The 23619-nt window shown below is 46.3% G+C and carries 20 protein-coding genes, 1 pseudogene and 1 riboswitch; of the genes and pseudogenes, 5 read left to right on the forward strand and 16 right to left on the reverse strand.

Annotation, left to right across the window (positions count from 1 at the left end; genetic code table 11):
• Positions 1–14: 14 nt before the first annotated feature.
• The 5 genes from ACFQ0C_RS06710 to ACFQ0C_RS06730 form a co-directional block, all read right to left on the reverse strand.
• Positions 15–1913, reverse strand: a complete 1899-nt coding sequence (locus tag ACFQ0C_RS06710; protein WP_379365181.1) for a hypothetical protein — start codon at positions 1911–1913, stop codon at positions 15–17.
• Positions 1914–2001: 88 nt separating this feature from the next.
• Positions 2002–3531 (reverse strand): extracellular solute-binding protein, encoded by a 1530-nt coding sequence (locus ACFQ0C_RS06715; RefSeq protein WP_379365183.1) that lies wholly within the window; start codon positions 3529–3531, stop codon positions 2002–2004.
• A 74-nt stretch (positions 3532–3605) separates the two neighbouring features.
• The gene (locus ACFQ0C_RS06720) at positions 3606–4481 is read right to left on the reverse strand and encodes a carbohydrate ABC transporter permease (protein ID WP_379365185.1); all 876 of its coding nucleotides are present in this window, start codon (positions 4479–4481) and stop codon (positions 3606–3608) included.
• A 22-nt stretch (positions 4482–4503) separates the two neighbouring features.
• Positions 4504–5361: an ABC transporter permease gene (locus ACFQ0C_RS06725; RefSeq protein ID WP_379365260.1), complete on the reverse strand. Its 858-nt coding sequence runs from the start codon at positions 5359–5361 to the stop codon at positions 4504–4506.
• A gap of 509 nt (positions 5362–5870) precedes the next feature.
• Entirely contained in the window at positions 5871–7064 is a 1194-nt protein-coding gene (locus ACFQ0C_RS06730; RefSeq protein ID WP_379365187.1) for an MFS transporter, read from the reverse strand.
• A gap of 200 nt (positions 7065–7264) precedes the next feature.
• On the opposite strand from ACFQ0C_RS06730, the gene ACFQ0C_RS06735 reads away from it, so the two are divergent.
• A complete protein-coding gene (locus ACFQ0C_RS06735; protein ID WP_379365189.1) occupies positions 7265–7507 on the forward strand; it encodes a hypothetical protein in 243 nt (80 codons plus the stop codon).
• A gap of 176 nt (positions 7508–7683) precedes the next feature.
• On the opposite strand, the gene ACFQ0C_RS06740 is transcribed toward ACFQ0C_RS06735, so the two are convergent.
• The 6 genes from ACFQ0C_RS06740 to ACFQ0C_RS06765 form a co-directional block, all read right to left on the reverse strand.
• Positions 7684–8466, reverse strand: a complete 783-nt coding sequence (locus tag ACFQ0C_RS06740) for a prohibitin family protein (RefSeq protein WP_258211702.1) — start codon at positions 8464–8466, stop codon at positions 7684–7686.
• Between the two features lie 230 nt (positions 8467–8696).
• Positions 8697–9140, reverse strand: a complete 444-nt coding sequence (locus ACFQ0C_RS06745; protein WP_379365191.1) for an OsmC family protein — start codon at positions 9138–9140, stop codon at positions 8697–8699.
• Positions 9141–9568: 428 nt separating this feature from the next.
• Positions 9569–9655: riboswitch (cyclic di-GMP riboswitch) on the reverse strand.
• A gap of 188 nt (positions 9656–9843) precedes the next feature.
• Positions 9844–10131, reverse strand: coding sequence for a hypothetical protein (locus ACFQ0C_RS06750; RefSeq protein ID WP_379365193.1), 288 nt, complete (start codon positions 10129–10131; stop codon positions 9844–9846).
• Positions 10132–10300: 169 nt separating this feature from the next.
• A complete protein-coding gene (locus ACFQ0C_RS06755; protein WP_379365195.1) occupies positions 10301–12631 on the reverse strand; it encodes an S-layer homology domain-containing protein in 2331 nt (776 codons plus the stop codon).
• Between the two features lie 27 nt (positions 12632–12658).
• Positions 12659–13990, reverse strand: coding sequence for a hypothetical protein (locus ACFQ0C_RS06760; protein ID WP_379365197.1), 1332 nt, complete (start codon positions 13988–13990; stop codon positions 12659–12661).
• A gap of 183 nt (positions 13991–14173) precedes the next feature.
• A complete protein-coding gene (locus ACFQ0C_RS06765; protein WP_379365199.1) occupies positions 14174–14482 on the reverse strand; it encodes a hypothetical protein in 309 nt (102 codons plus the stop codon).
• 289 nt (positions 14483–14771) lie between these two features.
• Between ACFQ0C_RS06765 and ACFQ0C_RS06770 the strand changes: the two genes are divergently transcribed.
• On the forward strand, positions 14772–14924 hold the full coding sequence (locus ACFQ0C_RS06770) for a hypothetical protein (protein WP_379365201.1): 153 nt from the start codon (positions 14772–14774) through the stop codon (positions 14922–14924).
• 153 nt (positions 14925–15077) lie between these two features.
• Here ACFQ0C_RS06770 and ACFQ0C_RS06775 read toward each other — a convergent pair whose 3' ends face one another.
• Together ACFQ0C_RS06775 and ACFQ0C_RS06780 are read right to left on the reverse strand one after the other, a co-directional pair.
• A complete protein-coding gene (locus ACFQ0C_RS06775; protein ID WP_379365203.1) occupies positions 15078–17240 on the reverse strand; it encodes an alkaline phosphatase PhoX in 2163 nt (720 codons plus the stop codon).
• Positions 17241–18663: 1423 nt separating this feature from the next.
• Positions 18664–18891, reverse strand: a complete 228-nt coding sequence (locus ACFQ0C_RS06780; RefSeq protein WP_258216163.1) for a spore germination protein — start codon at positions 18889–18891, stop codon at positions 18664–18666.
• 390 nt (positions 18892–19281) lie between these two features.
• Between ACFQ0C_RS06780 and ACFQ0C_RS06785 the strand changes: the two are divergent.
• Positions 19282–19377: pseudogene (locus tag ACFQ0C_RS06785) on the forward strand (tyrosine-type recombinase/integrase); the annotation flags it as partial.
• 16 nt (positions 19378–19393) lie between these two features.
• Here ACFQ0C_RS06785 and ACFQ0C_RS06790 read toward each other — a convergent pair.
• From ACFQ0C_RS06790 to ACFQ0C_RS06800, 3 genes are all read right to left on the reverse strand, one after another.
• On the reverse strand, positions 19394–19588 hold the full coding sequence (locus tag ACFQ0C_RS06790; protein WP_379365206.1) for a hypothetical protein: 195 nt from the start codon (positions 19586–19588) through the stop codon (positions 19394–19396).
• 48 nt (positions 19589–19636) lie between these two features.
• Complete coding sequence (locus ACFQ0C_RS06795; protein ID WP_379365208.1) at positions 19637–19813, reverse strand: GntR family transcriptional regulator; 177 nt, start codon at positions 19811–19813, stop codon at positions 19637–19639.
• 130 nt (positions 19814–19943) lie between these two features.
• Positions 19944–20828, reverse strand: a complete 885-nt coding sequence (locus tag ACFQ0C_RS06800) for a LysR family transcriptional regulator (protein WP_379365210.1) — start codon at positions 20826–20828, stop codon at positions 19944–19946.
• Between the two features lie 114 nt (positions 20829–20942).
• On the opposite strand from ACFQ0C_RS06800, the gene ACFQ0C_RS06805 reads away from it, so the two are divergent.
• Together ACFQ0C_RS06805 and ACFQ0C_RS06810 are read left to right on the forward strand one after the other, a co-directional pair.
• Complete coding sequence (locus ACFQ0C_RS06805) at positions 20943–22124, forward strand: iron-containing alcohol dehydrogenase (RefSeq protein ID WP_379365212.1); 1182 nt, start codon at positions 20943–20945, stop codon at positions 22122–22124.
• 16 nt (positions 22125–22140) lie between these two features.
• Positions 22141–23601: a CoA-acylating methylmalonate-semialdehyde dehydrogenase gene (locus ACFQ0C_RS06810; RefSeq protein ID WP_379365214.1), complete on the forward strand. Its 1461-nt coding sequence runs from the start codon at positions 22141–22143 to the stop codon at positions 23599–23601.
• Positions 23602–23619 lie beyond the last annotated feature (18 nt).

Here is a 23619-nt window from a genome sequence, read left to right on the forward strand (position 1 = left end):
CCGTTTATACGGATTTACTCAATAACCGACCAGTTTTCCAAATGGCGCAGCACCTCCAGCCGGAAAGCCGTAGGCCATGCGACAAGCCACTCGGTTACGTCAAAGGGCTGTTCATGCCGTTCCGTTAAAAATCCCCAACGCGTATGATAATACCCTTCATCCTGGCTTCCCACTGGTCTAAGTTTGTTCATAACCTTCAAGGTCCCATCGGAAATGCCTATAGAGCCATTCACCCAAGCTGCTCTAGCCCGCTGAATCCATGTATCATTGCCTGTAAGCTCCCCTAATTTCAACCATTCCGTAACAAAATCGAGCGCATATGGATCAATATGATGATGCTGAGTTGAAACCGAGGTACCGCCCAGCGTATCGTAATTAAGGGCATGAAGGGCACTTCCCAACGGATAGGCTACGCTTTGATGCCACTGCCATGTCGCTAAATACCAGGAAGCTGCTTCCGCCCATTGTAAATACTGAACGTTTGCGGTTGCTTCATATAGCCCTAATCCCGCCTTCAGCAGTGGAATGGCTGACTCTTTATCTATACAATACGTATCCAGCGCACCGGCCGTTGTAAACCCGTTATCGAGCAATTCTCTAATATAGTACCTGTAGCCCCGCTCCGCTGCATCCAGATACTTCGTTTCATTTGTCATATTATAGGCTTTAATCAATGGAGGCACAAGAGAGCTTCCAATCGTTCCTTCAGGATCGACAGGCGTTCCATCGTTGTTCCATGCTTTGCCGATCTTTCCTTCCTCATTCTGATGCTCCACAGCAAAGCCGCAAATACCCAATGCCGTTTCTTTGTAAGACGGCCTTGCTACTCCGCACTTGGCCGCAAGCTCATAGGCTTCAAAATAATTCAAAGCCGCTGCTCCCATGTGAACCGCATCCTGAATTTCAGGTGCATTCGGCTTGTTCTCAAGCAAATGATCGAAATGACAACGGATTAATCCGTTGTCCAGCCTCGCATAATTCGCCCAGGTGTCCAGGGCGGCAATCCCTTTATCCAGCGAGCTCTGATCGCCCGTTTTCAGATAATCAACCAGCAGCGAGTTGGCTAATGAAATATTTTGACCGGTCCAGCCGATTTTGTATCTCCAAGTCTTTCTTTGCTCCCATGCTTCGCCGTTCCATTTCAAGCCGATCGAAAATCCCTTGAATATCCCCTCCTCGGCCCACAGACTCTCCTTCGCATAGGTAATCCCCAATTGCCATAGCTGCTGCGCCTGGTACGAGGGCTTTGTGGCACGGTAATTCAAGCCCCACGCGGCTTCCAGCATTTTGCTCCAGGAAGCGCCTGCTTCCGCAAGCGGGCGGATAACAAGATAAGCCGTGACCCGATACTCCCGATCCGGTTCGCAGAGCCATTCCTCCTGGTAGGCATCTCCATCCCGATCCCTCCCTACATACGTAACCGGCGTCTCCGCAAGGGGCCAAATAAGACGGTGAACGGTATATTCATCCTTCGGCGTAAGGGAGCAGGAAAATCCGCAATCCTCATATTGTCCAAAAAAACCAACTGACCATCCGCTGCCTTCCGAATAGGTTGCACCTGCAACCGCTGCACGGTGATAGGCAAAGGTCCATGGTTGGCCGTCCTTCTCGAACCCTTTGGGTTCCAAGCCCGAGCCCCAAGTGTTTCCGTTGTAGGTTACAGCAGGAATCATGCCATACGATGTCGGATAAAAGGTTTGAAAACCCAACATAATCGCAACATGCTGGCTCTTCTCAACCGTAAAGCTGCGTGTCCAATGAAACACGCCCGCTTCCGTTTCTATAATCTCATCATGGTACTTGATGCCGCTGCTTGCTTCAGAAACCATACGACCGATTCGATCTGTACCTCTGTACAGCTGTCCGTCTTTCCATCTATATAGCGAGTCTTGCCCGATACCTGCTTCTCTCATCTTCATAGCCTCCAACATGTCATATGAAATATAGGGAGACAAGACCTCGGCTGCATCTTGTCAGCCTTCGGTCTTGCCTATGATTTTATTATTTTTTTAGCTTCGCATATTCGGCTGTTGTTTCTTCGATAACCTTGTCTCCGCCGTTCTTTTTCCACTGCTCGATAGCCTGCTTCCAGCCGTTCTCATCGATATTGCCCAGAATGAATTTTACCTGTGCATCGGAGATGACCTTATCCAGCTCTTTCCCTTTCTCGACCTGTGTCTTAGAAACAACCGGAAGCGCCGGATTCATCACTGCTATAGATTCGTTTTCTTTCCACATCTGTTCGATTGTCTTGCCTAGTTCCGATTGGCTTTGTTCCGTATAAAGCAGGTTATACCCTATAAATACGAGCTGCGTCAGCGGATCTACCTCTTCCACATAAGCGTTTTTATCCGTGAACACATAGGTGCCGTTCTCTTTCTTGAAATGTTTGCCCTCAATTCCCCATGTGAACAATTCGCGCATTTTCGGGTCCATGATTTTATCCATAAAGGTCAGCACATCTTTCAGCTCGGCCTCCGTCTTCACCGATGTTTTTGGAATCATGAAGCCGCCGTTAAATCCGGAGCCGCCCATTACCTTCGGCCCTTTCGGTCCTTCAATACGGCTGATGACAGTCAGCTTGGCCTGCGGATTCAGCTTCCTCAGCTCGGCATAAGAACCGCTTAGTGAGGAGTCCAACGGGTTGAAGGCGATACCGATTTTACCTTTGTTAAAGTCGTCATCTCTGTTTGGATTGATCGCGAAGTCCTGGTTCATGAGCTTCTCATCAACAAGCCTTTTCATAAACTTCATCGTTTCCAAGTATTCGGCAGAAGCAAAGACCGGGCTTAGCGTTCCGCTTTTATCATCCCACGTATTTCCACCGCCCATAACGGCCAGCATATGGCTGAAAATATTCAGATTTTTATCTTCTGTGATGCCTGTCGTATCATTTTTTCCATTCTTGTCGGGATCATTTTGTGCAAACGCTTTAATTACATTGTACAGCTCGTCAACCGTTTTTGGCTCCTTTAAGCCCAAATTATCAAGCCAGTCCTTGCGGATAATAATTCCGTTGCGCGCCAGTACTCTTTCCCGCGGCAGCGAGTACATTTTCCCGTCGATTGCCGTATTCTTCAATGCCGTTGCGTTCAGCTTCGACAAGTTCGGATAATCCTTCAGAAGCGGCCCCAGCTCCCAGAACATTCCTGATTTGACCGAATTCACTACGACCGAGGCTTTCAAATCCGGTATAACCATCACCTTGGGAAGTGATCCGGACGCAATGGTCGCATTCAGCTTTTCTGGGTAGCCATTGTTGGGAACCCATGTAATATTTAATTTGGAATTCGTATATTCCTCGATTTTCTTAATAGCGGCATCACTGCGCGGCGGCTCCTTGGAGAAAAAAGCCATCATTAAAGAAATATCAACAGGTGCCTTCGCCTTAGCAGCTTCGCCTGCTCCAGTCCCTGCCGTTCCAGCAGGTTGCGTGCCTGTACCTTGGCTGCTGCATGCGGATGCGACAGCCGCAACCATTACGCAGGACATGATTGTAGCCATCCATTTTCCAGCCACTTTTCGTTTCATTGTAAATCCTCCCCTTGGTATGTTTTCATCATCTATAACCATCACCAGCAAGCTATAAGCCCGCGGATAAATGTCTATCCTTTTACAGAGCCCATCAATACGCCTTGTGCAAAATGCTTCTGCAAAAACGGATACACCAGCATAATCGGCAGCGTCGAGACCACGATAATTGCCATCTTGATAGTCTGCGACTGAGGTACGGCTTCACCGGCCATAGCGGAGGAATCCCCTACACCGGCTTGAGCCAAAATAACGATTTGTCGCATCCACACCTGGATCGGCCATTTCGTATGATCATTAATATACAGAACTGCGTTAAAAAAAGCATTCCAGTGCCCAACCGCATAAAACAGAGAAAATGTCGCGATAGCAGGCAAGGATAATGGAAGCACAATATTGAACAGGATTCTGATATCGGAGCAGCCATCTATTTTGGCCGCTTCTTCCAGGCCGTCCGGCAGCTGCTGAAAGAAATTTTTTATAATGATCAAAATAAATGCGCTTATAGCAGTCGGAAGTATTAACGACCATACCGAATCGAGCAGCCCCATCGATTTCACTACCAGGAAGGTAGGAATCATGCCGCCGCTGAAAAGCAGGGTAAACGTGACCAGCAGCAGCATCGTTCTTCTGCCCATCAGCTCCTTCCTCGCCAAAGGATAAGCCGTCAAGCAAGTCAGCAACAGATTAAGCAAAGTTCCAACGACTGTTATGAATATAGTTACAAGCATACTGCGAGCTACCGTGCCTGTTGAGAAAATGTAGATGTAGGCGTCCAAAGTGAACGTCTCCGGAAATAAAATGAACTTCTTCGTCAGCACCTCCTGGGAGGTGGCAAAGGAAACCGAAAGAATATAGAGAAACGGAATAATCGTGCATAAAGCAACCAGAAATAATGCCACGTAATTAGCATAATCAAATACTTTTGAACCCCAAGATTTGTAAAGCATCGCCTGTCTCCTCCCATCCTGATTAATAGACCCCTTCTTCTCCCATTTTCTTGGCAAGGAAATTAGCCCCGACTACCAGGATAAGCCCCACAATCGATTTAAAAAGCCCAACCGCCGTGCTGTAGCTGAATTGGCCGTCCTGTATGCCCACCGAATATACATAGGTATCGAACACTTCTCCGACTTCCCGGTTCATCGCGTTTAACATCAGAAATATTTGTTCAAACCCGGTATCCAGAAAATTTCCAAGTCTCAAAATTAACAAAATGACTATCGTGCTGCGGATCGAAGGCAGTGTGATGTTCCAAATCAAGCGCCAACGATTCGCTCCGTCAATCCGAGCCGCCTCATACAGCTGCTGATCAACCCCGGCCAATGCTGCAAGAAAAATAATCGTTCCCCAGCCGCTTTCCTTCCATATTACCTCAGCCGTGATCATCGTTCGGAACCATGACTCGCTCAGCAGGAAATTGACCTCGCTCCCGCCCAGCTTTCGAATTAGCTCATTAACGATCCCTTCGTCGGTAGCAAAAAATATATATACAATCCCGACCACAACGACCCATGAGACAAAATGCGGAATATAAATGAGCGTTTGAACAAAGCTTTTATAAATCATCAATCTTACTTCATGCAGCATTAAAGCGAGAATAATCGGCAGCGGGAAAAAGAATAAAATGTTGTAAGCTGCCAAAACGATAGTGTTCACGAATAGCTTGGTGAATACAGGATCCGTGAAAAATCGTTCAAAATAATGAAGACCGACCCACTTGCTTTCTACAAAGCCGAGAAACGGCTGATAATCCTTAAATGCGATCAATAGACCATACATTGGGATATATCGGAAAATAATAAAGTACAGCGCCCCGGGAAGCAGCATGATGTATAACCAATGATCTCGTATAAATCGCTTCCATACCCTATTGCTGCCCCTGCGTGTTCTGGACCGGGCCTGCAGCTCCTGAGCTACTGATGCAGATTTCACTCCTATCCCTCCTGTTCAGCTTGCGTGTGATGTTGTCATTTATCATAGCAAGACGTTAAAAGTTCAGTCTACGATCTTGGCGGCATTAAATCATGAATGCTCACAAACCCTTGATTCATAAGGGTTTGGTGCAGCGAATAATCATGAGCTAATGCGATGATAATCGCCAATTCGGTTCGGGATACCTTAAATATTCCGAATGAAGTATGCCTTCATTGGCATTAAAGCAACAAAAAAGGCTTTTCCATAAGCAGCAAATCTGCCTGGAAAAGCCTGTTTCGGATAAAGGTTATGCTGCGCCGGAATAACCTGCCGATGAAAGCTGGAATCTGCCGGTTACCTGCTTCTGTGTCTTATACTTCAGCTTGCCATAGTGCTTCAACGAAAGGAAGCTCCAATACGCGTCAGCTGCTTAGCGAATTGTCGCCTTGAACCAGCTGCTCCTTATTCCCTCTGTTTATAGGAAAAAATCTTCCGGCCATATAAAAGCCTATCGTTGAGATAGCTCCCATCACAGCCAATACCATGAAGGAATTTTGAAAGCCGAATTGTGCAGCATATAAACCTCCCAGCATCCCGCCGATAATTTTGCCCGCGCTTAGCTGGATGGCCGAATTCAGCATTTGTCCGGTTGCCTTCAATTCCTTCACTACATGGGTGTTTACGTACTCGGCCAGGCACATATAGAACAGAATAAAGGTTCCCCCATGCAAAACCCAGCTAAATAAATAAGTAAAAGGAGTCAAGGCGAATGCATATAAGCACCATCTTAATGTATGAATAACACCGGAGAATATCAAAATATTGCGTATGCCAAAACGATTATAAAAATTTTGAAATAACAGCATGAATGGAAATTGGCTAACCGATCCGACAGCGAGACCAATACCTATGACCTCCATGCTGATTCCTTGTTCCTTGCTGTAAATGGCTTGAAACGACCACAAAAACCCCATAGCAATAGATAAGGAGAGCGTGTAGATATAAATAACCGTCAATTGCTTATTTCGAAAAATTTCTACCAGCCTTACCTTGCTCTTCCCGCTCTGATGACCGGCCACTTGAGGAATTGCTAACGACAAGAGAAAACAGCCCAGCATAATAAGTGATGTGACCAAAAAAATCGTATTGATATGAGTGGCGAACAGCCACCCCGCCAGAATGGAGATGAACGCATAGCCCACAGAACCGAAGGTTCTTATCGTAGGAAAGCGAACCAATCCTTTTGACGACAACTCCAGCGTTATCGCATCACTCATCGGGTTAATCGCAACCTGGAACAAGCTGAACAGCGCCATCGCAAGCAATAACGGTACAAACATATTCCCCGCAGCCGGCACCAGCCACACCGTTATACAGGAGAGCAGCGTACAAATGATCAATATCCGGTTTTTCGACTTCGAGCGGTCTGCCGCCATCCCCCATAAAGGCTGTGAAAATATCCCTACAACTGCGCCGATTGAGGTAAGAATCCCTATCTGGGTATGCCCCACACCCGCTTCTGCGAAGTAGACTCCGATATACGAGGAAAATGAGCCTGTACTCATATAAATAAATGCGTAAAAAAGCGCAAGGACCACAACGTTCTTATTGTTCATCCTCAATCTTCCCCCCCCCTTTTGCTCTGAATTTTATGTATATTCGGCCTAGTTGAGCACATCCCTATTATTTCATTGGATGTCATAGATGACAAACAAAATTTGTGCTGAACCCCTGATCAGCCTAATCCGAACCCACACTATTCTCATTTGTAAATCATAAACTAGATTGTAACACTTAATAGAATGGGGGGATACTAATGTCAGTCCTATCAAACTATAAGAAATGCAAGATGCACCTAAATAAATATGTATCAATTACAACGAAACGCGGTACTTACCGAGGTCGAATTGTCAAAGTAGATAAGAAAAAAGTGTACCTGAAAGTTACATCATTCAGGGACGGTAAACAAGCGCACACTTCCTTCTTCCCTTTCATCCTTCCTCTTGTACTCTTCGATTTGCTTGTGATTGTACTGCTGGAAGGCAGACGTAGATGGTAACTATAGTATATCAAGCAACATTGTAAAAAGAGCATAGCAAAACCCCGAGCGACTGCTTTGAAGTCGCTCGGGGTTTTTTAAGAAATAAGGAAGTATAAGTTGGAACCGGAGGTTCACGGAAGAGCTTCGAATGGAAGCTTTTTAATAAAAAAGTTATCCGCATTCAGTTTAAATCGTTATTTCACATTAATAAATGGGGTGGCTCCACCTGTTACATTAGGTAACGCTCCATTCCATTTTTCAATGGCCTTTAACTGAGCTTCAATTTCTCTTAGCTTGATCAGCTCCGCGGTAACCTCTTGCTTCTGAAGTCTCAAAGCTTCTGCTTGAGCCTGAGCACGAGTAATTTCCTGCTCCTTCTCAATCTTGATCCGTTCCAGATCAAGCTTCGATTTAAGCGCTTGTTGTTCGGCAATTTGCTTCTGCTCAATAGCGCGATCGAATTCCTCCGAGAACTTAAATTCTGTAATATTAATCTCGTCGAGCACCATATTGTACAGTCCCAGCTTGGATGCCAATGCATCTTTTACCTTTGCGCTAACCTCTGAACGCTTGGCAATGAGATCCTCTGCCGTGTACTGGGCTGTAATTCCCTTTAAAGCCTCGCTGATTGCCGGGTCAACAACACGTGCTTTATACTCCATACCTACCGTCCGGTAAAGATTATTTACAGCAACACCGTCCAAATGGTAGTTCACAGCCAATGTTGTAGTTACGGTTTGCAAGTCGCGGCTGGCGGACACCTGACTCGATTCAGCTTTTTGCACTCGAATTTCTACCGGAATTACTTTTTGAATAAAAGGTATTCTAAAATGCAGTCCTTCTTCTAATACCTGAGGCTGTACCGCTCCCAATTGCAATACAATACCACGATGACCCGCTTCAACAATAGTATAGGATTGAAACCCCAAAAGAACAATAGCAACTACTACAATAAGACCTATAATGGATCTGGAAATGTTCTTTGGATTCGGATTCTGGACAACCGTTTCGCTACTCAACCTAACCACCCTCCCCAACGCTTTAATCATGCTACGTTCTTCTATACGTAACAATAACGATCACGTTTCGTTATATGGGCGGATACCGGAAAATCAAACAGTAGTGCTATTGTTAGAACTAGCCGTTCTAGTCCATGCAGAAAAGATAATAGAACTAGTCACCCTAGATTACATGCATTCATTTGAAATTAATTATCAATAATAATTCCGCTTAATTTGAGATTGACTTGGTTCGCAATTGTATCTCCCACCGGGCAGGTCTGTTCCAAAAACTGCACAAACTCTTCAACTGTATCTCTGGGGGCATCCGTTTTGATATGAAAGGTGTAACGAATATCCGAATAACCAGGACGGACATCCGATTTTTTAAAGAAGCCATCCAAGTCAAGATCGCCCTCTACCTCTACCCAAAAATCATCGAGACGAATATTATACTTTTTGGCATATACTCTTGCTACGATTGATTGGCATGCTCCCAACGCACCAAGCACGGCTTCCACAGGATTCATGCCCGTATCCGTTCCACCCAAGCTTTTTGGTTCATCAATCGTAAATTCGAAATTTCTGGAACGTACTTTCACAACTACACCGTCTTGTAAATGAGCTGTCGCTTTAAACGTTGTATTAGCCATATTAATACCTCCTTGGTTTATGTACATATCATGAGAAATTATACCATATAATTCCTATGAAGTTACTTTTATTTGTGTGAATTTATACTTTCATTATCTCTTAAAAAAATCACCATGCGGTGTTATATGTTCATACTTTCAATTAAAAAAGAGAGACTTTTTATAGTCTCCCTAGCTTTAATGAATAAGTCTACTTCTGTGCTTGCCGTAAGTCGTTTAACTTTCGATCGAGAATTTCACTCAATTGTATCAAAATCGGATCTCGTAAACTTCCGCTTTTCTCATACTCGTCTATCATGCATTTTTTCAAGGCATTAATCTCCGCCATAAGTAAAAATAAACGAACCCGTCGACGTTTCTGGTGTTTAGTTAATAGCATAACACATTCCTCCCTTGGATTTTCACGCAATCAAAATGGAGTTTCTTCTTTCGGTAACTGGCTGGCATCGTCTTTGTGACATTAGCCCCTGATAGTTTTGCGTCGCCATTTTTCAATGACTTTGCCTTTTCGTAAATTATGTGTTTGTACTGTAATTATATAACTTTTAGCACAACTTTTAATAGGCATAAATTACCAACTATTGAATATTTCGAAAAAATCTAATAGATTTCGTGTGAACAGGAAAACAACTATACTCGAAAATTATTATTCAACGTCGATTATTACCGAAGCACCGATCTCCCAGCGGAACATAGAAACATATTACATGAAGCGGTAGAGCAGCATATCTCCATGCTTCAGCAAATCGTCCCGAATCGAGAAGACGCTTCTTTTCTCCTTGTTATCATTCACGGCTTGCTGCTTCTGAGATATTTTGAGGGGGGAGAAATGTTGTTTGTATCGCACGCAAAACGTCGCCTTGTTACCTGATACCATCAACTGCTTGCTTTCGTTCGCCTGAATATAAGCCACCGCACTATTAGTTGAAGCATTCCAAATCGATATGTATGTTGTATTCGATGGCGCGACAATAGTTTTGTCAAACGTCATCGTCAGATCCGTGTCCACCTGTGGGTTATTTGTTATTGTTCTATGTCCACGAGAAAAAGCACTTGCCGATACAGCAAATAAGCTGACTCAGGTTATATCCCAACGCCAGCTTACCACCTCTTTTTTCAATGATGATGAGTTCGGAGCTTAATAGAAATACTTATTCTTCTTATTTGGACTTCATCTCTCCGCCTTCGGCGCGCCGTTCAAAGCGATGATCCCCAGATGCTTCTTCAATGTTGCCAAAAGCCCAGTGGATTGCCGTAACGTCGGACCATGAAGGAACCGTTACACCGTAGAGCGGCCCGCGCTGCAATAAACGGTTGATGATCGTGACTGCTTCCGCTCTCGTCAGCAAGCCTTCTAGCTTGAATGAGCCGTCCGGGTAGCCTTCCATCAACCCTGCCGCCATCACCCGGGCAATCGTTTGTTCACCCCAATGTCCTTGGGTGTCGGATGCCCGCGTCGCCGCGGTTTCGCGCAAATCTTTCCAGACGGAAACGATCGAAGCCATCTCTGCTCTTTTGATCGGCCGCTCTGGCTGGAATGTGCCATCCGGCATTCCTTTCATCAAACCTGTACGCTGAGCGTTGCTAATTTCTTTGTATCCCCAGTGTTCGGCCGAGACATCCGGATAGGACGACGATTCGCCTTGCGCGCCTTCATACACTCGGGAAAGGAGTGCCGCCATTTCCGCACGGCTAATCGATTGATCCGGCTTGAATGTCTCATCCGGGTAACCTAACACATATGCTTGATGCTGACCTGTGTTCTCAAGCTTCCGACTAAAGAGATTCATGCGCTGATCGCTCTCTTTCGTCTCATCACCCAGGTAGGCAACCGCCACAGCATCTCCTTTGCGGATCGGCTGCTCCAGGACGAGAATGATTTTCCCGTTTTCAATGATGACCTCGGCAATCGGAACTTTTTTGCCGTTGATCGTAACTTCAAAACGTCCCTTGTCGATCCCTTCATTGGAGCCGCCATGCTCTATGATGATCCGGTTTCCATCCCCTGTTGCCGTCGTCTCTTGGTTAGGCGACGAAGGCTGGCCGCCGCCCGGGGAGGTCGTGCCCGAACTGGACGATCCAGAGCCGGACCTTTGATTGAGTTGCACGAGCGTAAACGTACTGAACTTGTCGATTTCTATTACAATGCCGTACGGCAACCCGTTCAGGTACACGATCTTCCCCTCGACCAGCTTCTTTTCCCCGTCGCTGTGCTCGATAAAGACACGCAGCGTGTTCAGGAAAGAAGCCTGGTTAGCTAATGGAACGATACCATTGAATGGAATGAGCAGCTTGGTTCGGTAATTGAAATAATTCGTTTCGATCTTTTGTGGCGTGCCGACGATTGCGATGCGCCCGCTCCCGGCAGCTTGCTGAACCATCGTCTCCTGCGTGATTTGATTGGCGATGTCCTGGCGTTTTTGATCGTTGCGAACCGGTACTATTCGGAAATACAAGTCCATCGATTGCTGCTTCATCTGCTGCAGGATGGCATTCTCCAGCGTTAACACCGCCGTTTCGCTTTCCAACTGAATATCCATTCCATGATTAGCAAGGCTGGACACGCTGCCCCACGCAATTTGTACCGCAATTTCTTCAGGTATATCATTTGGGAGATGATCCATGACAATCCTCGAAACCTGTTCTCCGGTCATTCTGCTTTTATCAATGACCTGATCTGCCGTCGCTTCATCCATAATTGTCTTATCAATGCGCGTCTGATCGGACAGTACAATGCGGATGATGTTGAGCGGATTCGAAAATCCGCCATGCTCCCCGATCACATTTACAGTGCGCACATTTTCTGTTACTGACAATTTGCTGGTTGACTTGCTTTTTACAATTAATAAGAAGGGCCTTTTTGCAGATTTGTTATTTTTGGAAACGGTCGCCGTTACGACCACGCTGCGCTCCTCTTCTTGCCGCTTGACTTGCCCTTCCAGCTCATTGCCCTGGGGCTCTCCGATTGCAATGACATCCGGACGTGAGGACGTCCAAGAAACGCTTGTATCATGTTTACCTACAGACAGCAGGTAGAAATCGGAGGTAACGCTTTCCCACGTATCCCCGTTGCGGAAACCAATTTTTAAATTGTTCAAGGCATCTTCCAACTCGTATTCGACATTTTCGTTCCCGCCGGGTTTCAATACGAGAAACGAAGTGCGAAGCACCTCTTTCTCGTAACCGACGATCACGGTATATCGACCGAGCTGAGCATCGCTAGCCAATGTGAATCCCGTCTCATACTGCTGTGATTGAACCGGAACGGACCGGAAGAAATAAATACGGTCCGACGGATCGAAAACTTTAACGATCACTTCTGAAGTGATGGACGAGCCGCCAATTTTGACCTGTTCCCCTTGAAATTTATCTTTTATTGCAGATACGGTTACGATCGTCTGGCTGGCCTGAGCAGGCCATACCAGCGAGAGGAAAAGCAGAACCACGAGTCCCAGTTGAACGGCAATCCGCCTCATTTGTATTGGTTTCAATCTGATCTTGCCTCCACTTTATGCGGCTTATTTGCCGCCTGATGTAACGATTTCAATTTTCTCTTCCGATAAGCTGAGTCCGACGTCGCTGCGGACATATTCTGGCTGATTAACTATGACGATATAGACCCGATCGCCGGTTTGCGCACGTTGATCAAGTTTCATCTCAAACGGCTGTGGATTTTTTCCATCGATAGCGAACCCGGTTGTAAATACCGGCGTGTCCGCTCTCATTCCCTGGAACACCACATAGGCACGATTAATGGACGGAATGATCCCCGGTTTCGGTTTCACTGTGACGATCATCGTTTTATCTCTCCATACGGTTTCAACATCGTACAAAGTTTTATTCGGAATAATGACCTTCGTCGGCTCACTTTCCTTTTTGCCTGGCTCAGTGCCCGTTAATTTAATAACGTCGCCTTCCTTCAATCCAGCTACGGTGATCACAACTGGTCCTTTTCCAGGACCTGGATTTGTGCCGGTGCCGATGACGGTGCCGTCCTTGTCGTAAATTTTGACGATCGTTCCCGGCTCCACATCTTTCACTGTCACTTTTCCAGTGTCCGGATCGGCGGTAACGTTGTTCGGATCGATCGGTTTGCTTGTTTCCTGACCCTTGGTCACCGTCTTGCCCGTCATCGTACTTTCTTTCTTGCCCGGCTCGGTGTTCGTTAATTGGATCACGTCGCCTTCCTTCAATCCAGGTACAGTGATCACAACCGGTCCTTTGCCTGGTCCCGGGTTCGTGCCGGTGCCGATGACGGTGCCGTCCTTGTCGTAAATCTTGACGGTCGCTCCTGGCTCCACGTCTTTCACTGTCACTTCATCCTTGTCCGGATCGGCGGTGACGTTGACCGGATCGATCGGTTTGCTTGTTTCCTGGCCCTTGGTCACCGTCTTGCCCGTCTTCGTACTTTCTTTCTTGCCCGGCTCGGTGTTCGTTAATTGGATCACGTCGCCTTCCTTCAATCCAGGTACAGTGATCACAACCGGTCCTTTGCCTGGTCCCAGGTTCGTTCCGGTACCGATCACGTTGCCGTCCTTGTCGTAAATCTTGACGGTCGCTCCTGGCTCCACGTCTTTCACTGTCACTTCATCCTTATCCGGATCGGCGGTAACGTTGTTTGGATCGATCGGTTTGCTGGTTTCCTGGCCCTTGGTCACCGTCTTGCCCGTCTTCGTACTTTCTTTCTTGCCCGGCTCGGTGTTCGTTAATTGGATCACATCGCCTTCCTTCAATCCAGGTACAGTGATCACAACCGGTCCTTTGCCTGGTCCCGGGTTCGTTCCGGTACCGATCACGTTGCCGTCCTTGTCGTAAATCTTGACGGTCGCTCCTGGCTCCACGTCTTTCACTGTCTCTTCATCCTTGTCCGGATCGGCGGTGACGTTGACCTCTGGAGCCTACGAATTCCCAGCTATCGTTCGTCTTGTTGAATTTCGCGAGAGTGAATTTATGATCTTTCTCCATATCGTTAAACAATAAGTACGGGACTCCTTGGTCTACATAAAGGGAAATCCAAGTTTGTCCATCTACTTTCAAAGAATCTGTGTTTCCGATTTTAACCCAGTCGTTTTTTCATACTTCATCACCACGACCTTGTAGGTATACTTGTTGTTCCCTACAAATCTAATGTCCATAAAAGCCATGTAGGGAATGCCCTGGTCGATTTGAAAGTTTAACAGTTCTTCCGAACCGGGGAGCGGCGAAGACTGGCGAACGCCTACCTCTTCCCAATCCGTTTGTGGTGCTGCCCTACCGACTCCGGTTCCCGCCGGAAATAAGCCGGATAAAAACAGAACTGCCGCAAGGAAAAGCGAAATGATCTGCTTCATTCGTAATTTCATTGTCTTTTGTTTCCTCCTCAACCACACAGTTAGATGAGCACGACCGAACACCCTTGAATTCCAGCCTTTTGTGCCATTGATTTTCATACTATCAAACCGGCCTTACAAAATTCTCACAAAACTCCCTCAAAACCGACAATCTTCGATATTATTGAAAGAAAAACTAAAACAACCCTCCAATCCCGGCTTTCACCGCCGGTTTGAAGGGTTGTTGTTTAATTAAGATACGGCAACGGAAATATCATCATTTTTCTATAGGTCCATATGCTGTTGGCAGGAGAGATGCACCATGCTGCTTGCAAATGATCGGTGGAATTGCGCTAGCTGTGCTGTTTTGGAGTTTGCTTCGGGTGACGACAAATACGGTGCTTGGGTGATCGGGTTTACTATCATCTTGCATTTATTTTTCTCGGATTGCTCTAAATTCTTGCGTGTAATATAATCCTTTAAAAAGGGAAATCCCCAGCTTTTAGTTCAAGCTTATTAATATATTACGCTTATATATAAAGACTGCTCCTCAGTCGTTAGACTTTGGAACAGCCTCTTTACCGGCTACCTGAGTGAGGTAACCGGCTTCATGCTGCCTGCTATGTTATTATTTCAAGAAATCATCCAGTACGTTAGAAGGGAACATCGTTCTTTCATTTTCGATTTCCACTTTACCGGAAAGCTCTACCTTCTTACCGTTAATGATGGCCGAGGAATCGCCTATTTTAATAACAAGGGTTTTGCCGTTCTTTGAAATGGTTACGCTGCGGTCCACGTTGTTCCATTCTACTTTAGCGCCTTTAGCTTCAGCAACATCACGCAAAATCGATTTGCCTTTTTTGCCTTCGTCTGCTTGATTGTTGTCACTGGACTTCGTCAAGCTTGCTAAGGAAGGAAGACCGCTGATATAACCTACGGAACCTGCACGCTTGTTATCCCATTCTTTTTTGATCATCTCTTCTACTTGAGCTTTCAAAGGTTCCGGAAGAAGCATTTCATCACCCGGGTGCTGCAGATTACTCATGATGTAGCTGAATCCGTTCAAATCATCTACTGCTTGTAAGCCTGTAGCTTCAGCGCCGGCCGGCAACGAAAGGATCCGGGACAATTTTTTAGTGTCGACATTGTAAGCCCACAGGTAGTTGTTAGTGTGCATACCGCTGTCTTCACCGATGAACAATGTTCTCAAAGCTTCGGAATAGGAAAGATTGTCAGGGTTCGCTACTTTATCAACAACCGCTGTATTACCTTTGTCATCTGCTTTAGCCAGGTCTTCACCGACAACCAGTCCCTTCATGTTAGCCGGAACGTATTCACTTCCGATTGCTTTGTTAGCGGAGTCCATTTGGCTTCCTTTTAGGTCCATTTCATAGGTTACTCCGGCTTTAATTTTCTTAACTGAGATATGATCAGCCGGATCTTCGTTTTTTGCATCCTTTTCCATCGCTTTTTCCACATAGGACATAGCTACATACACTTTTTTGTCCTTTTGGTTGATCGATACACCTTCCATTTTGTTAAATTCAGCAGTTGCACCGACAATTGCGCCATAACGGCGGGACTCCAGGAACGCTGCAGCCTTTTCCATACCCGGCTTGACTTTCAGCCACTCGATTTTGCCGCTTGGATAAGCTTTAATTTTTGTGAATCCGTCTGAATCTTTATCCGCAGTTTCAAAAATATCGCTGAATTTCACATTCTGGTCAACATAAGCCTTGATTTCGCTGTCCGATGCGTGTCCAAGACTGATCCATTGCAGATTAGCGGAACCGCCGTTGGCATCGCTTGTTTGAACCCATTTTGCGGCGTACAGAGTACCTGTGGAAAGATCTTCCGCTTTGTCCGCTACATACATGAAGAGCATCGTATTACCACCGTCGTCTCCGAAGATTACAGTTTTGCGGTCTGGAGCTACCCGGCCCAGCTCATGGGAAAATCTGCCCATGCTGTAATGCTTCACAACGGATGTGCTGTTGTCTGCATTTACCGTTACTTCAGGAATGTAACCGTAAGCGTAAGGATTGCCTACTTTTTTGTCATCTTGGTAGTAGCTCTTAGTAAACGCGCCTGTAAAGGTTTGAGTAGGATCTTTTTCATAAGCGCGGGCATCAGGCTCATACTCTTCACTGCTTAGGAATGTATTCCAAGGAGTTAGCGATCCATTACATGGAATCCACAAACCGCCTACTTGGGAGAAGTCAACCTTTTTCAGATCGGTTACCTTCAGGTCTCCGGTATTCTTATCTTGGTCGATGGTGCTTAAGCTGATGGAAGCAGGAACAAGACCGTAAGCGGATTTACCCGCGTTATTATTCGTAATGTATTCATAGTGTGTTAAAAGAGAAAGAGGATTTCCGCCAAGTGAAGTCGGTTTCGCACCCTTTACACTCATTAACGCGTTGGAATCCGGTGAATCGGATACAAACGGGACCGGCTTATCCGGAACGCTGGTGTCCATGATCGGCTTTCCGTTAATATCTATAACTTGGCCAGTTTGCATCCCGCCAACAACATCGGTAGACTTGAATAAAGTTTTATAAGTCAAAGGATAAGATTTTACGGATCCGTCTTCAAATGTTACTTTCAAGGAGGCGGTAGTATAGAGTTTTGCCATATCCTCCGGACTGCTGGGAGCAGCCATTCCTTCGAATTCAACGGATTTAACCTTTGTAGATTCCGCTGCATGAGCGGCACCTGGGAACATTGAAGGCGCCAATAAAGCCAAGCCCAATACGGGAGCTAACCATTTTGAAGCTTTTTTCCTTTTCATAAGACCAATACCCTCCAAAATTTCGTTTTTTTATGATATATCTCTTAAACTATATATCTCATTTGTTAAATGATTTTAAAATCTAATCGCATAGTTTGTTTATTTTTTGAAAATATTATATTAATGTTTCGTAAATGAAGGAGAAATTTTCTATAAACAGACAGCGTGTTTACATTATAAACCGCCAACAACCGGTGCCGCACATCAGCTCGTAATCGTGGATAAGCAAAGCCATCTGGATTTTAGCGAGGTTCAGTGTTGTTAATTGCTAATTAAATAACAAGAGCCATATTCACTGAAAATTCAATTCCATTCGATAGAATAACTTTCCAATCGTAATCAAGAATTCTTTTGGGGTCCGGTAAAATCTTTGATAAGGTCAAGGTAAATGAATGTACCCTTCTTTGAATTGCATTCCAGATGAATACCGGTCTTCCATTTCATCAAACTTTGGGTCTCTATATAATGCCAATTTGATCTTATGCAAGTTTATATAACTGACAAAGATGCCGGCGTAAATTAACCAATTATTTGTCTCTACACGCCCTATAATCTACCGTTGCGCAGAATGATAACTGCAAAGAATACCATTTTTCCTAAGTACCTTTGAACAAAAAAAAATTTTTCGGGCTTGAGTATGACGAGCCTTAAAAAAATGGAGGCTTGTCTTGAGTTATGGTTACTCTGCCTTCACCATTGGGTACTAAACCTCTATAGACAGCAACATGCTGCCCACAAAAATAGAGAGTACTAGACACTTTGTCTAGACTCCCTAACCGATCCGAGTATTTCTACTTATTTCACAGTAAGCTGATCAATCAAACTATTGATTTCAGGATTCAATTCCATTGCTCTCAACAAGACTACTAAAGCTTCCTAACGAGTTGACTTGGCGTTTGGATCGAATGTCACGTCATCTTTACAACTTGCAAAGGAAATATATCGTTCCAATTTTGATAGAATTTCATATGATATGATGTGGATCATTCTCCAAGTAATTCCACATCCCATAGTTCTCCTTCTGAATAGACGGTTGCATTTATTGCGCCGTCTATTGTTATTAGGGCTAAGGAAAATTTTCCTGATCATAACAACAAAAAAGCCCTCAATCCCAAGGAAAGAGGGCTTATAATATTCCCAATGATTGGGATTTTGTAGGATAATTTTCCTGATCTATACTTCAATCTTTCTATCAATCCTGCCATCCAGCACAGTATTTAAAAAAGCCAACTCTGCAGCCGTCAATGTCTTGTCTACGATCTTCTGCATCCTTTATAACCTAGACAACAAGGCCGCTCCGGAGGTAAAAAGGAGTAGTTGATGGTAAAGACTTGCCGGTCGATTTAGGGTAAGAAATAACGAGAAAGGCCCTGATGCGGTTCCTTCGCAAACAGGACCTTTTTCGGAGTCAATGGGTACAAAATCAGACAATTCTACCAATGGCGCCATTGACAAGAGACGGTTCGTTTGTATCCGTACTTTCGTTCGTATGAAATGTTGGGCTAAAGAAGGTATCTCCCGGCGAAAATGAGGCCGAACCCGCATTTACCTTGGCACTGCTGGATAAGATGATAAAAGCAGTATCTCCATTATTGACATTGGAACTGGGACCAACGCTATTGATTTTAAAACTCCCGATAAATGAAGGCAATCGGTGCAACTCCTTCCAAATAGCATTAGTCATTTATATGTAGATTATTGCCCAAGTGTGACCCAATAAAATGACTTGCTTCCTTGGCAGACAGGAGGCGTCCCTAAAAGTGTCTGCTAACCATTTGTTAAAGTTTTTTAGCCAATCCGTTTGCAGTAAAACTCTTGACAGCCGGAGACAACGGCCCCGGTAATAAGCGAATCAACCGTCACAAACCTATTAAGATCGAAGAAAAATTCACACCAAAGAAGCTTAAGGAATATTTAGAAGAGGAACTCATTAAATTTAAAATTGAAGTCGAATCGGGCGAGTACATGACACCGGGGAAATGACCTTTCAAGCATTTGTTGACGAATGGAGGAAACGCTACGCTGAAGACGAACTAAGCCAACAACTTTAAAGGGTTATACTCAAGAGTTAAACAGACGTATCATTCCTCTTTTTGGACACAAACAGCTAACAGAGATTAAAACTAAACACCTTGTGGACCTGTTCAGTGATCTCAAGAAACCAGGCAGCCGCAAAGATGGTAAGGGGGATACACTTTCTTCAAGTTCAACTGGTGCTGCTCTTTCTGATTCGGCTCACGCTTCTCGAATTTAATGATTTTGGAATAAGGCCGAAGTCCGAGCTCCGCCATATCTTCAAAAAAGCCGTTTAGCTTATTCAGGTTACGCTCGAGCTTTGCCCACGACACAAAGGCGCCCCTACCGTGAATTCGGTATATGAGCCCATCGTTAACGAGCTACGTCACCGCTCTCCTCGCCGTCATCCGGGAAACCCCGTATGCCTTCAGAATTTCATCCTCCGAGGGAATCTTGTCGTTGACCGTATATTCTCCGCTTCTAATTCGTTCGCATATGATTTGGGCAATTTGCAGATAGATCGGAATCGGATTGTTTTTGTTATCAAATGCATTCACTCTCCTAGTGAGCTGTCCAGACTGATATTAAATTGCGTGATACGATACTCACTAAAATACGGGTCGTCTATACATCATATTATAGAATATTTGGTAATTAATGTAATTTTATATCAAGGTGGCAATAATTTTACGCGCAAAAAATTTCTCTTGTGAAACGGATCCATTCCCTCGCAGCAAATGAAAGATAGCCCTCTTTCCTCCAGATCATGGCGATCCGCCACGGAATAATAGGGACAGTTTGCGGAATCACGCACACCAACCCAGGGGACAACGCATTGCAAATGCGCTGCGGCAACAAGGAAATGCCAAGCCTTTCAGTGACCATGCCGCTGACGAAATCCCACTGGGAGCTCTCATAGATAATGTTCGGACGAAAGCCGCAGCGTATGCACTCCGACATCACCCGCTCATGTAAGGCAAAGTCCTTACGGAACAATATAAACGGCTCCTGAGCGCACTCAGTAAGCGCCACGGTCTCCCTCCCGGCTAGTCGATGCCCAGGATGTACGATTAATTGCAGCTTCTCGTCCACAAATGCGTAGCAATCGAACAATTCTTCGTTTGTCGGCAACAGTACGGCCGCTACGTCGAGATTGCCGCACTCCACCTCAGACTCCAGCTTCTTGGATCCTTCTTCCACGATGTGAACCGACAATCCCGGGTATAGTTCATGAAATTTTCTTATCACGGACGGGAAGAAGCTCGATCCGATCATGGGAGGCAGTCCGATTCGAACGTGGCCTTTCTTGTAATTCTTAATTCCGCTCAATTCTAACGACAAGTTCTGGAATGACAATGCGATGCCTTGGGCTTGCTCATAAATAACGCGGCCGGCATCCGTAAGCTCAATTATCTTCCCTTTTCGGACAAAAAGCTCGACGCCAAGCTTTTCTTCCAAATTCTTGATCGTCTTGCTTATCGTCGGCTGAGTAATGTGCAGAGTCGCAGCAGCCTTCGTGAAGCTGCCGCAGCGGACAATTTCGATAACGCACTGCAATTGATGAATGTCCATATCGGAGCTCCTTACATAGCAAAATGGAATGAATTGCATTCAATATATTCATTTTACCTATGGATGAGAGTATTGTATATTTTTTTCATAACATTCTTTTGGAGGTGATTTCCAATGCAAGGGTTTAATGAATTTCGACTGCCACCCGTTATTCTGTATGGTCGCGACTCTCTAACGAAACTCGGCGAACAAGCATCGTCGCTCGGCAGCAAGACGCTCCTTGTCAGTGATCGCATTATGGAGAAGATCGGGAACGTCGCCAAATGTCAAGAGCAATTAGAACAGTGCGGCGTATCCGTCGTTTGCTACCTCGACGTCAACACAGAGCCAACTGATGTTTATGTCGCAGAGGCGACTCAACTCCTACTGGAGCATAATTGCGATTCCATCGTTGCGATCGGTGGCGGCAGTTGCATTGATGCAGCTAAAGCCGTGTCTGTCGTTGCAAGTAATGGCGGTTACATAGGAGATTATTCGGGTGGCCAAAAGTCCATTATGATAGCGCCGATCCCACTGATCGCAATTCCTACGACTGCGGGTACCGGATCAGAGATGACCAGCGTGACTGTCATCACGAACCCGGAAACGAATATCAAATTGATGATTAAGCATCCTACCTTCATACCAGCCGTCGCGATTGTGGACCCGCTCATGACGCTGTCCACGCCTCCCCCGGTAACAGCAGCCACAGGGGTCGACGCGCTCTGTCACGCGATCGAAGCCTACATTTCCAAGAAGGCACAGCCATTAACGGATAAGCTCGCTCTAAGCGCAATAGAACGGATCGCTGGTAATATCCGCACAGCCTTTACGAACGGAAGCGATATCGACGCTAGGGAGCAAATGGCACTGGCATCGATGGAGGCGGGAGCGGCATTCACCAATGCGTCGGTCACCCTCGTTCACGCCATGTCGCGTCCAATCGGGGCCATGTTCCACGTCCCGCATGGGATATCCAACGCGATGCTGCTTCCGGCTGTGCTTGAATTCACCTGTAAAAGCGCAATCACCCGCATGGCGACGATCGGACGCCTCCTTCGTCCGGATCTATCAACGTCTACGGACGAGTTGTTGGCAACCACGTGTATTAAAGAAATCAAGCAATTATGCAAGCAGCTGGAAATTCCGAATATGAAAACGTACGGTATCGGGCAAGCCCAACTCGATCAAGTCGTCGACAAGATGGCGACGGATGCGATCACAAGCGGCAGCCCGGGCAATAACCCGAAGGTTCCGACGCATGAAGAAATCGTTGCGCTTTACTACCGCTGCTATGAATATGATTTCAGTAAATAGAAGGGAGCTTTAAAACATGTCAGTTAAGAACGAAGTGTCAGTGTTACGCAATTTTATTGGGGGGCAATGGGTCGCCTCCGCCTCAGCACGCACAGAGATGGTGCCGAATCCGGCTACCGGCGAACCGCTGGCCTACGTCCCGATCTCCAGCCGGGCCGAGTTGAACGACGCGGTTGCCTCAGCCAGCCGTGCATTCGCGAGCTGGAGCAAAACGCCCGTGCCAAGAAGGGCGAGAATCATGTTCCGCTATCAACAGTTGCTAGTAGAGCACCAAGAGGATTTGGCCCGCATCATCACCTTGGAGAACGGCAAAAATTACGATGAAGCTTACGGCGAAGCGCAACGCGGTATCGAATGTGTTGAGTTCGCAGCAGGCGCGCCAACCCTGATGATGGGGACGCATCTGCCGGATATCGCGACAGGCATCGAATCGGGCATGTACCGCTATCCGATCGGTGTGGTCGGAGGCATTACGCCATTCAACTTTCCAATGATGGTTCCTTGCTGGATGTTTCCGTTAGCCATCGCGTGTGGCAATACGTTTGTGCTCAAACCGTCTGAGCGCACCCCGCTGCTGGCGAACCGGCTGGCTGAGCTGCTCGCCGAGGCTGGTCTGCCGAACGGAGTCTTCAACATCGTGCACGGCGCGCACGACGTTGTCAACGGCATCCTGGAACATGAAGACGTGAAAGCCGTATCCTTCGTCGGTTCCCAGCCTGTAGCGGATTATGTATACAAAACTGCTGCGGCAAACGGAAAACGCGTGCAAGCACTGGCCGGCGCCAAAAATCATACGATCGTCATGCCGGACGCCAATCTCGACCTGGCGGTCCAGAACATTATCGGCGCCGCATTCGGGTCTGCCGGGGAACGCTGTATGGCATGTTCCGTCGTCGTCGCCGTCGGAGATGTCGCCGATCGACTGACGGAACGGCTCGTTGAGGCGGCCAACCAAATCACTATTGGAAACGGTCTTGTGGAAGGCAATTTCCTTGGGCCTGTCATCCGGGATTCCCACAAGGAGCGCACGTTTGGTTATATCGACCTAGGCGAACAGGAAGGCGCGAAGCTCCTTCGTGACGGGCGAACAGATGCGGCTGCTTGCGGGCCAGGTTACTTCATCGGGCCTACGATTTTCGATCATGTAAAGCCGGGGATGCGTATTTGGCAAGAGGAAATCTTTGCCCCTATTCTTTCCATTGTACGTGCTCGTGACTTGAGCGAAGCAATCGGGATCGCCAACCGATCCGAATTCGCCAACGGAGCGTGCCTGTTTACCGATAGCGCAAGTTCCATCCGTCAATACCGTGAGGAGATCGATGCCGGCATGCTTGGGGTCAACATGGGGGTTCCCGCCCCAATGGCTTTTTTCCCCTTCTCGGGCTACAAGAAATCGTTCTACGGCGACTTGCATGCAAACGGGCGCGATGGGGTCGAGTTCTACACCCGTAAAAAAATGCTCACCGCTCGTTACTAATCAACTGGAGAAGGCTGC

It is taken from the genome of Paenibacillus sp. GCM10027630 (assembly GCF_042676305.1).
Lineage (GTDB): Bacteria > Bacillota > Bacilli > Paenibacillales > NBRC-103111 > Paenibacillus_S.

Excerpts from the sequence above, each read along its gene's own strand:
- ACFQ0C_RS06710 (WP_379365181.1), bottom strand. The coding sequence starts at position 1,913 with ATGAGAGAAGCAGGTATCGGGCAAGACTCGCTATATAGATGGAAAGAC.
- ACFQ0C_RS06715 (WP_379365183.1), bottom strand. The coding sequence starts at position 3,531 with ATGAAACGAAAAGTGGCTGGAAAATGGATGGCTACAATCATGTCCTGC.
- ACFQ0C_RS06720 (WP_379365185.1), bottom strand. The coding sequence starts at position 4,481 with ATGCTTTACAAATCTTGGGGTTCAAAAGTATTTGATTATGCTAATTAC.
- ACFQ0C_RS06725 (WP_379365260.1), bottom strand. The coding sequence starts at position 5,361 with ATGCTGCTTCCCGGGGCGCTGTACTTTATTATTTTCCGATATATCCCA.
- ACFQ0C_RS06730 (WP_379365187.1), bottom strand. The coding sequence starts at position 7,064 with ATGAACAATAAGAACGTTGTGGTCCTTGCGCTTTTTTACGCATTTATT.
- ACFQ0C_RS06735 (WP_379365189.1), top strand. The coding sequence starts at position 7,265 with ATGTCAGTCCTATCAAACTATAAGAAATGCAAGATGCACCTAAATAAA.
- ACFQ0C_RS06745 (WP_379365191.1), bottom strand. The coding sequence starts at position 9,140 with ATGGCTAATACAACGTTTAAAGCGACAGCTCATTTACAAGACGGTGTA.
- ACFQ0C_RS06750 (WP_379365193.1), bottom strand. The coding sequence starts at position 10,131 with ATGACGTTTGACAAAACTATTGTCGCGCCATCGAATACAACATACATA.
- ACFQ0C_RS06765 (WP_379365199.1), bottom strand. The coding sequence starts at position 14,482 with ATGAAATTACGAATGAAGCAGATCATTTCGCTTTTCCTTGCGGCAGTT.
- ACFQ0C_RS06770 (WP_379365201.1), top strand. The coding sequence starts at position 14,772 with ATGCTGCTTGCAAATGATCGGTGGAATTGCGCTAGCTGTGCTGTTTTG.
- ACFQ0C_RS06775 (WP_379365203.1), bottom strand. The coding sequence starts at position 17,240 with ATGAAAAGGAAAAAAGCTTCAAAATGGTTAGCTCCCGTATTGGGCTTG.
- ACFQ0C_RS06800 (WP_379365210.1), bottom strand. The coding sequence starts at position 20,828 with ATGGACATTCATCAATTGCAGTGCGTTATCGAAATTGTCCGCTGCGGC.
- ACFQ0C_RS06805 (WP_379365212.1), top strand. The coding sequence starts at position 20,943 with ATGCAAGGGTTTAATGAATTTCGACTGCCACCCGTTATTCTGTATGGT.
- ACFQ0C_RS06810 (WP_379365214.1), top strand. The coding sequence starts at position 22,141 with ATGTCAGTTAAGAACGAAGTGTCAGTGTTACGCAATTTTATTGGGGGG.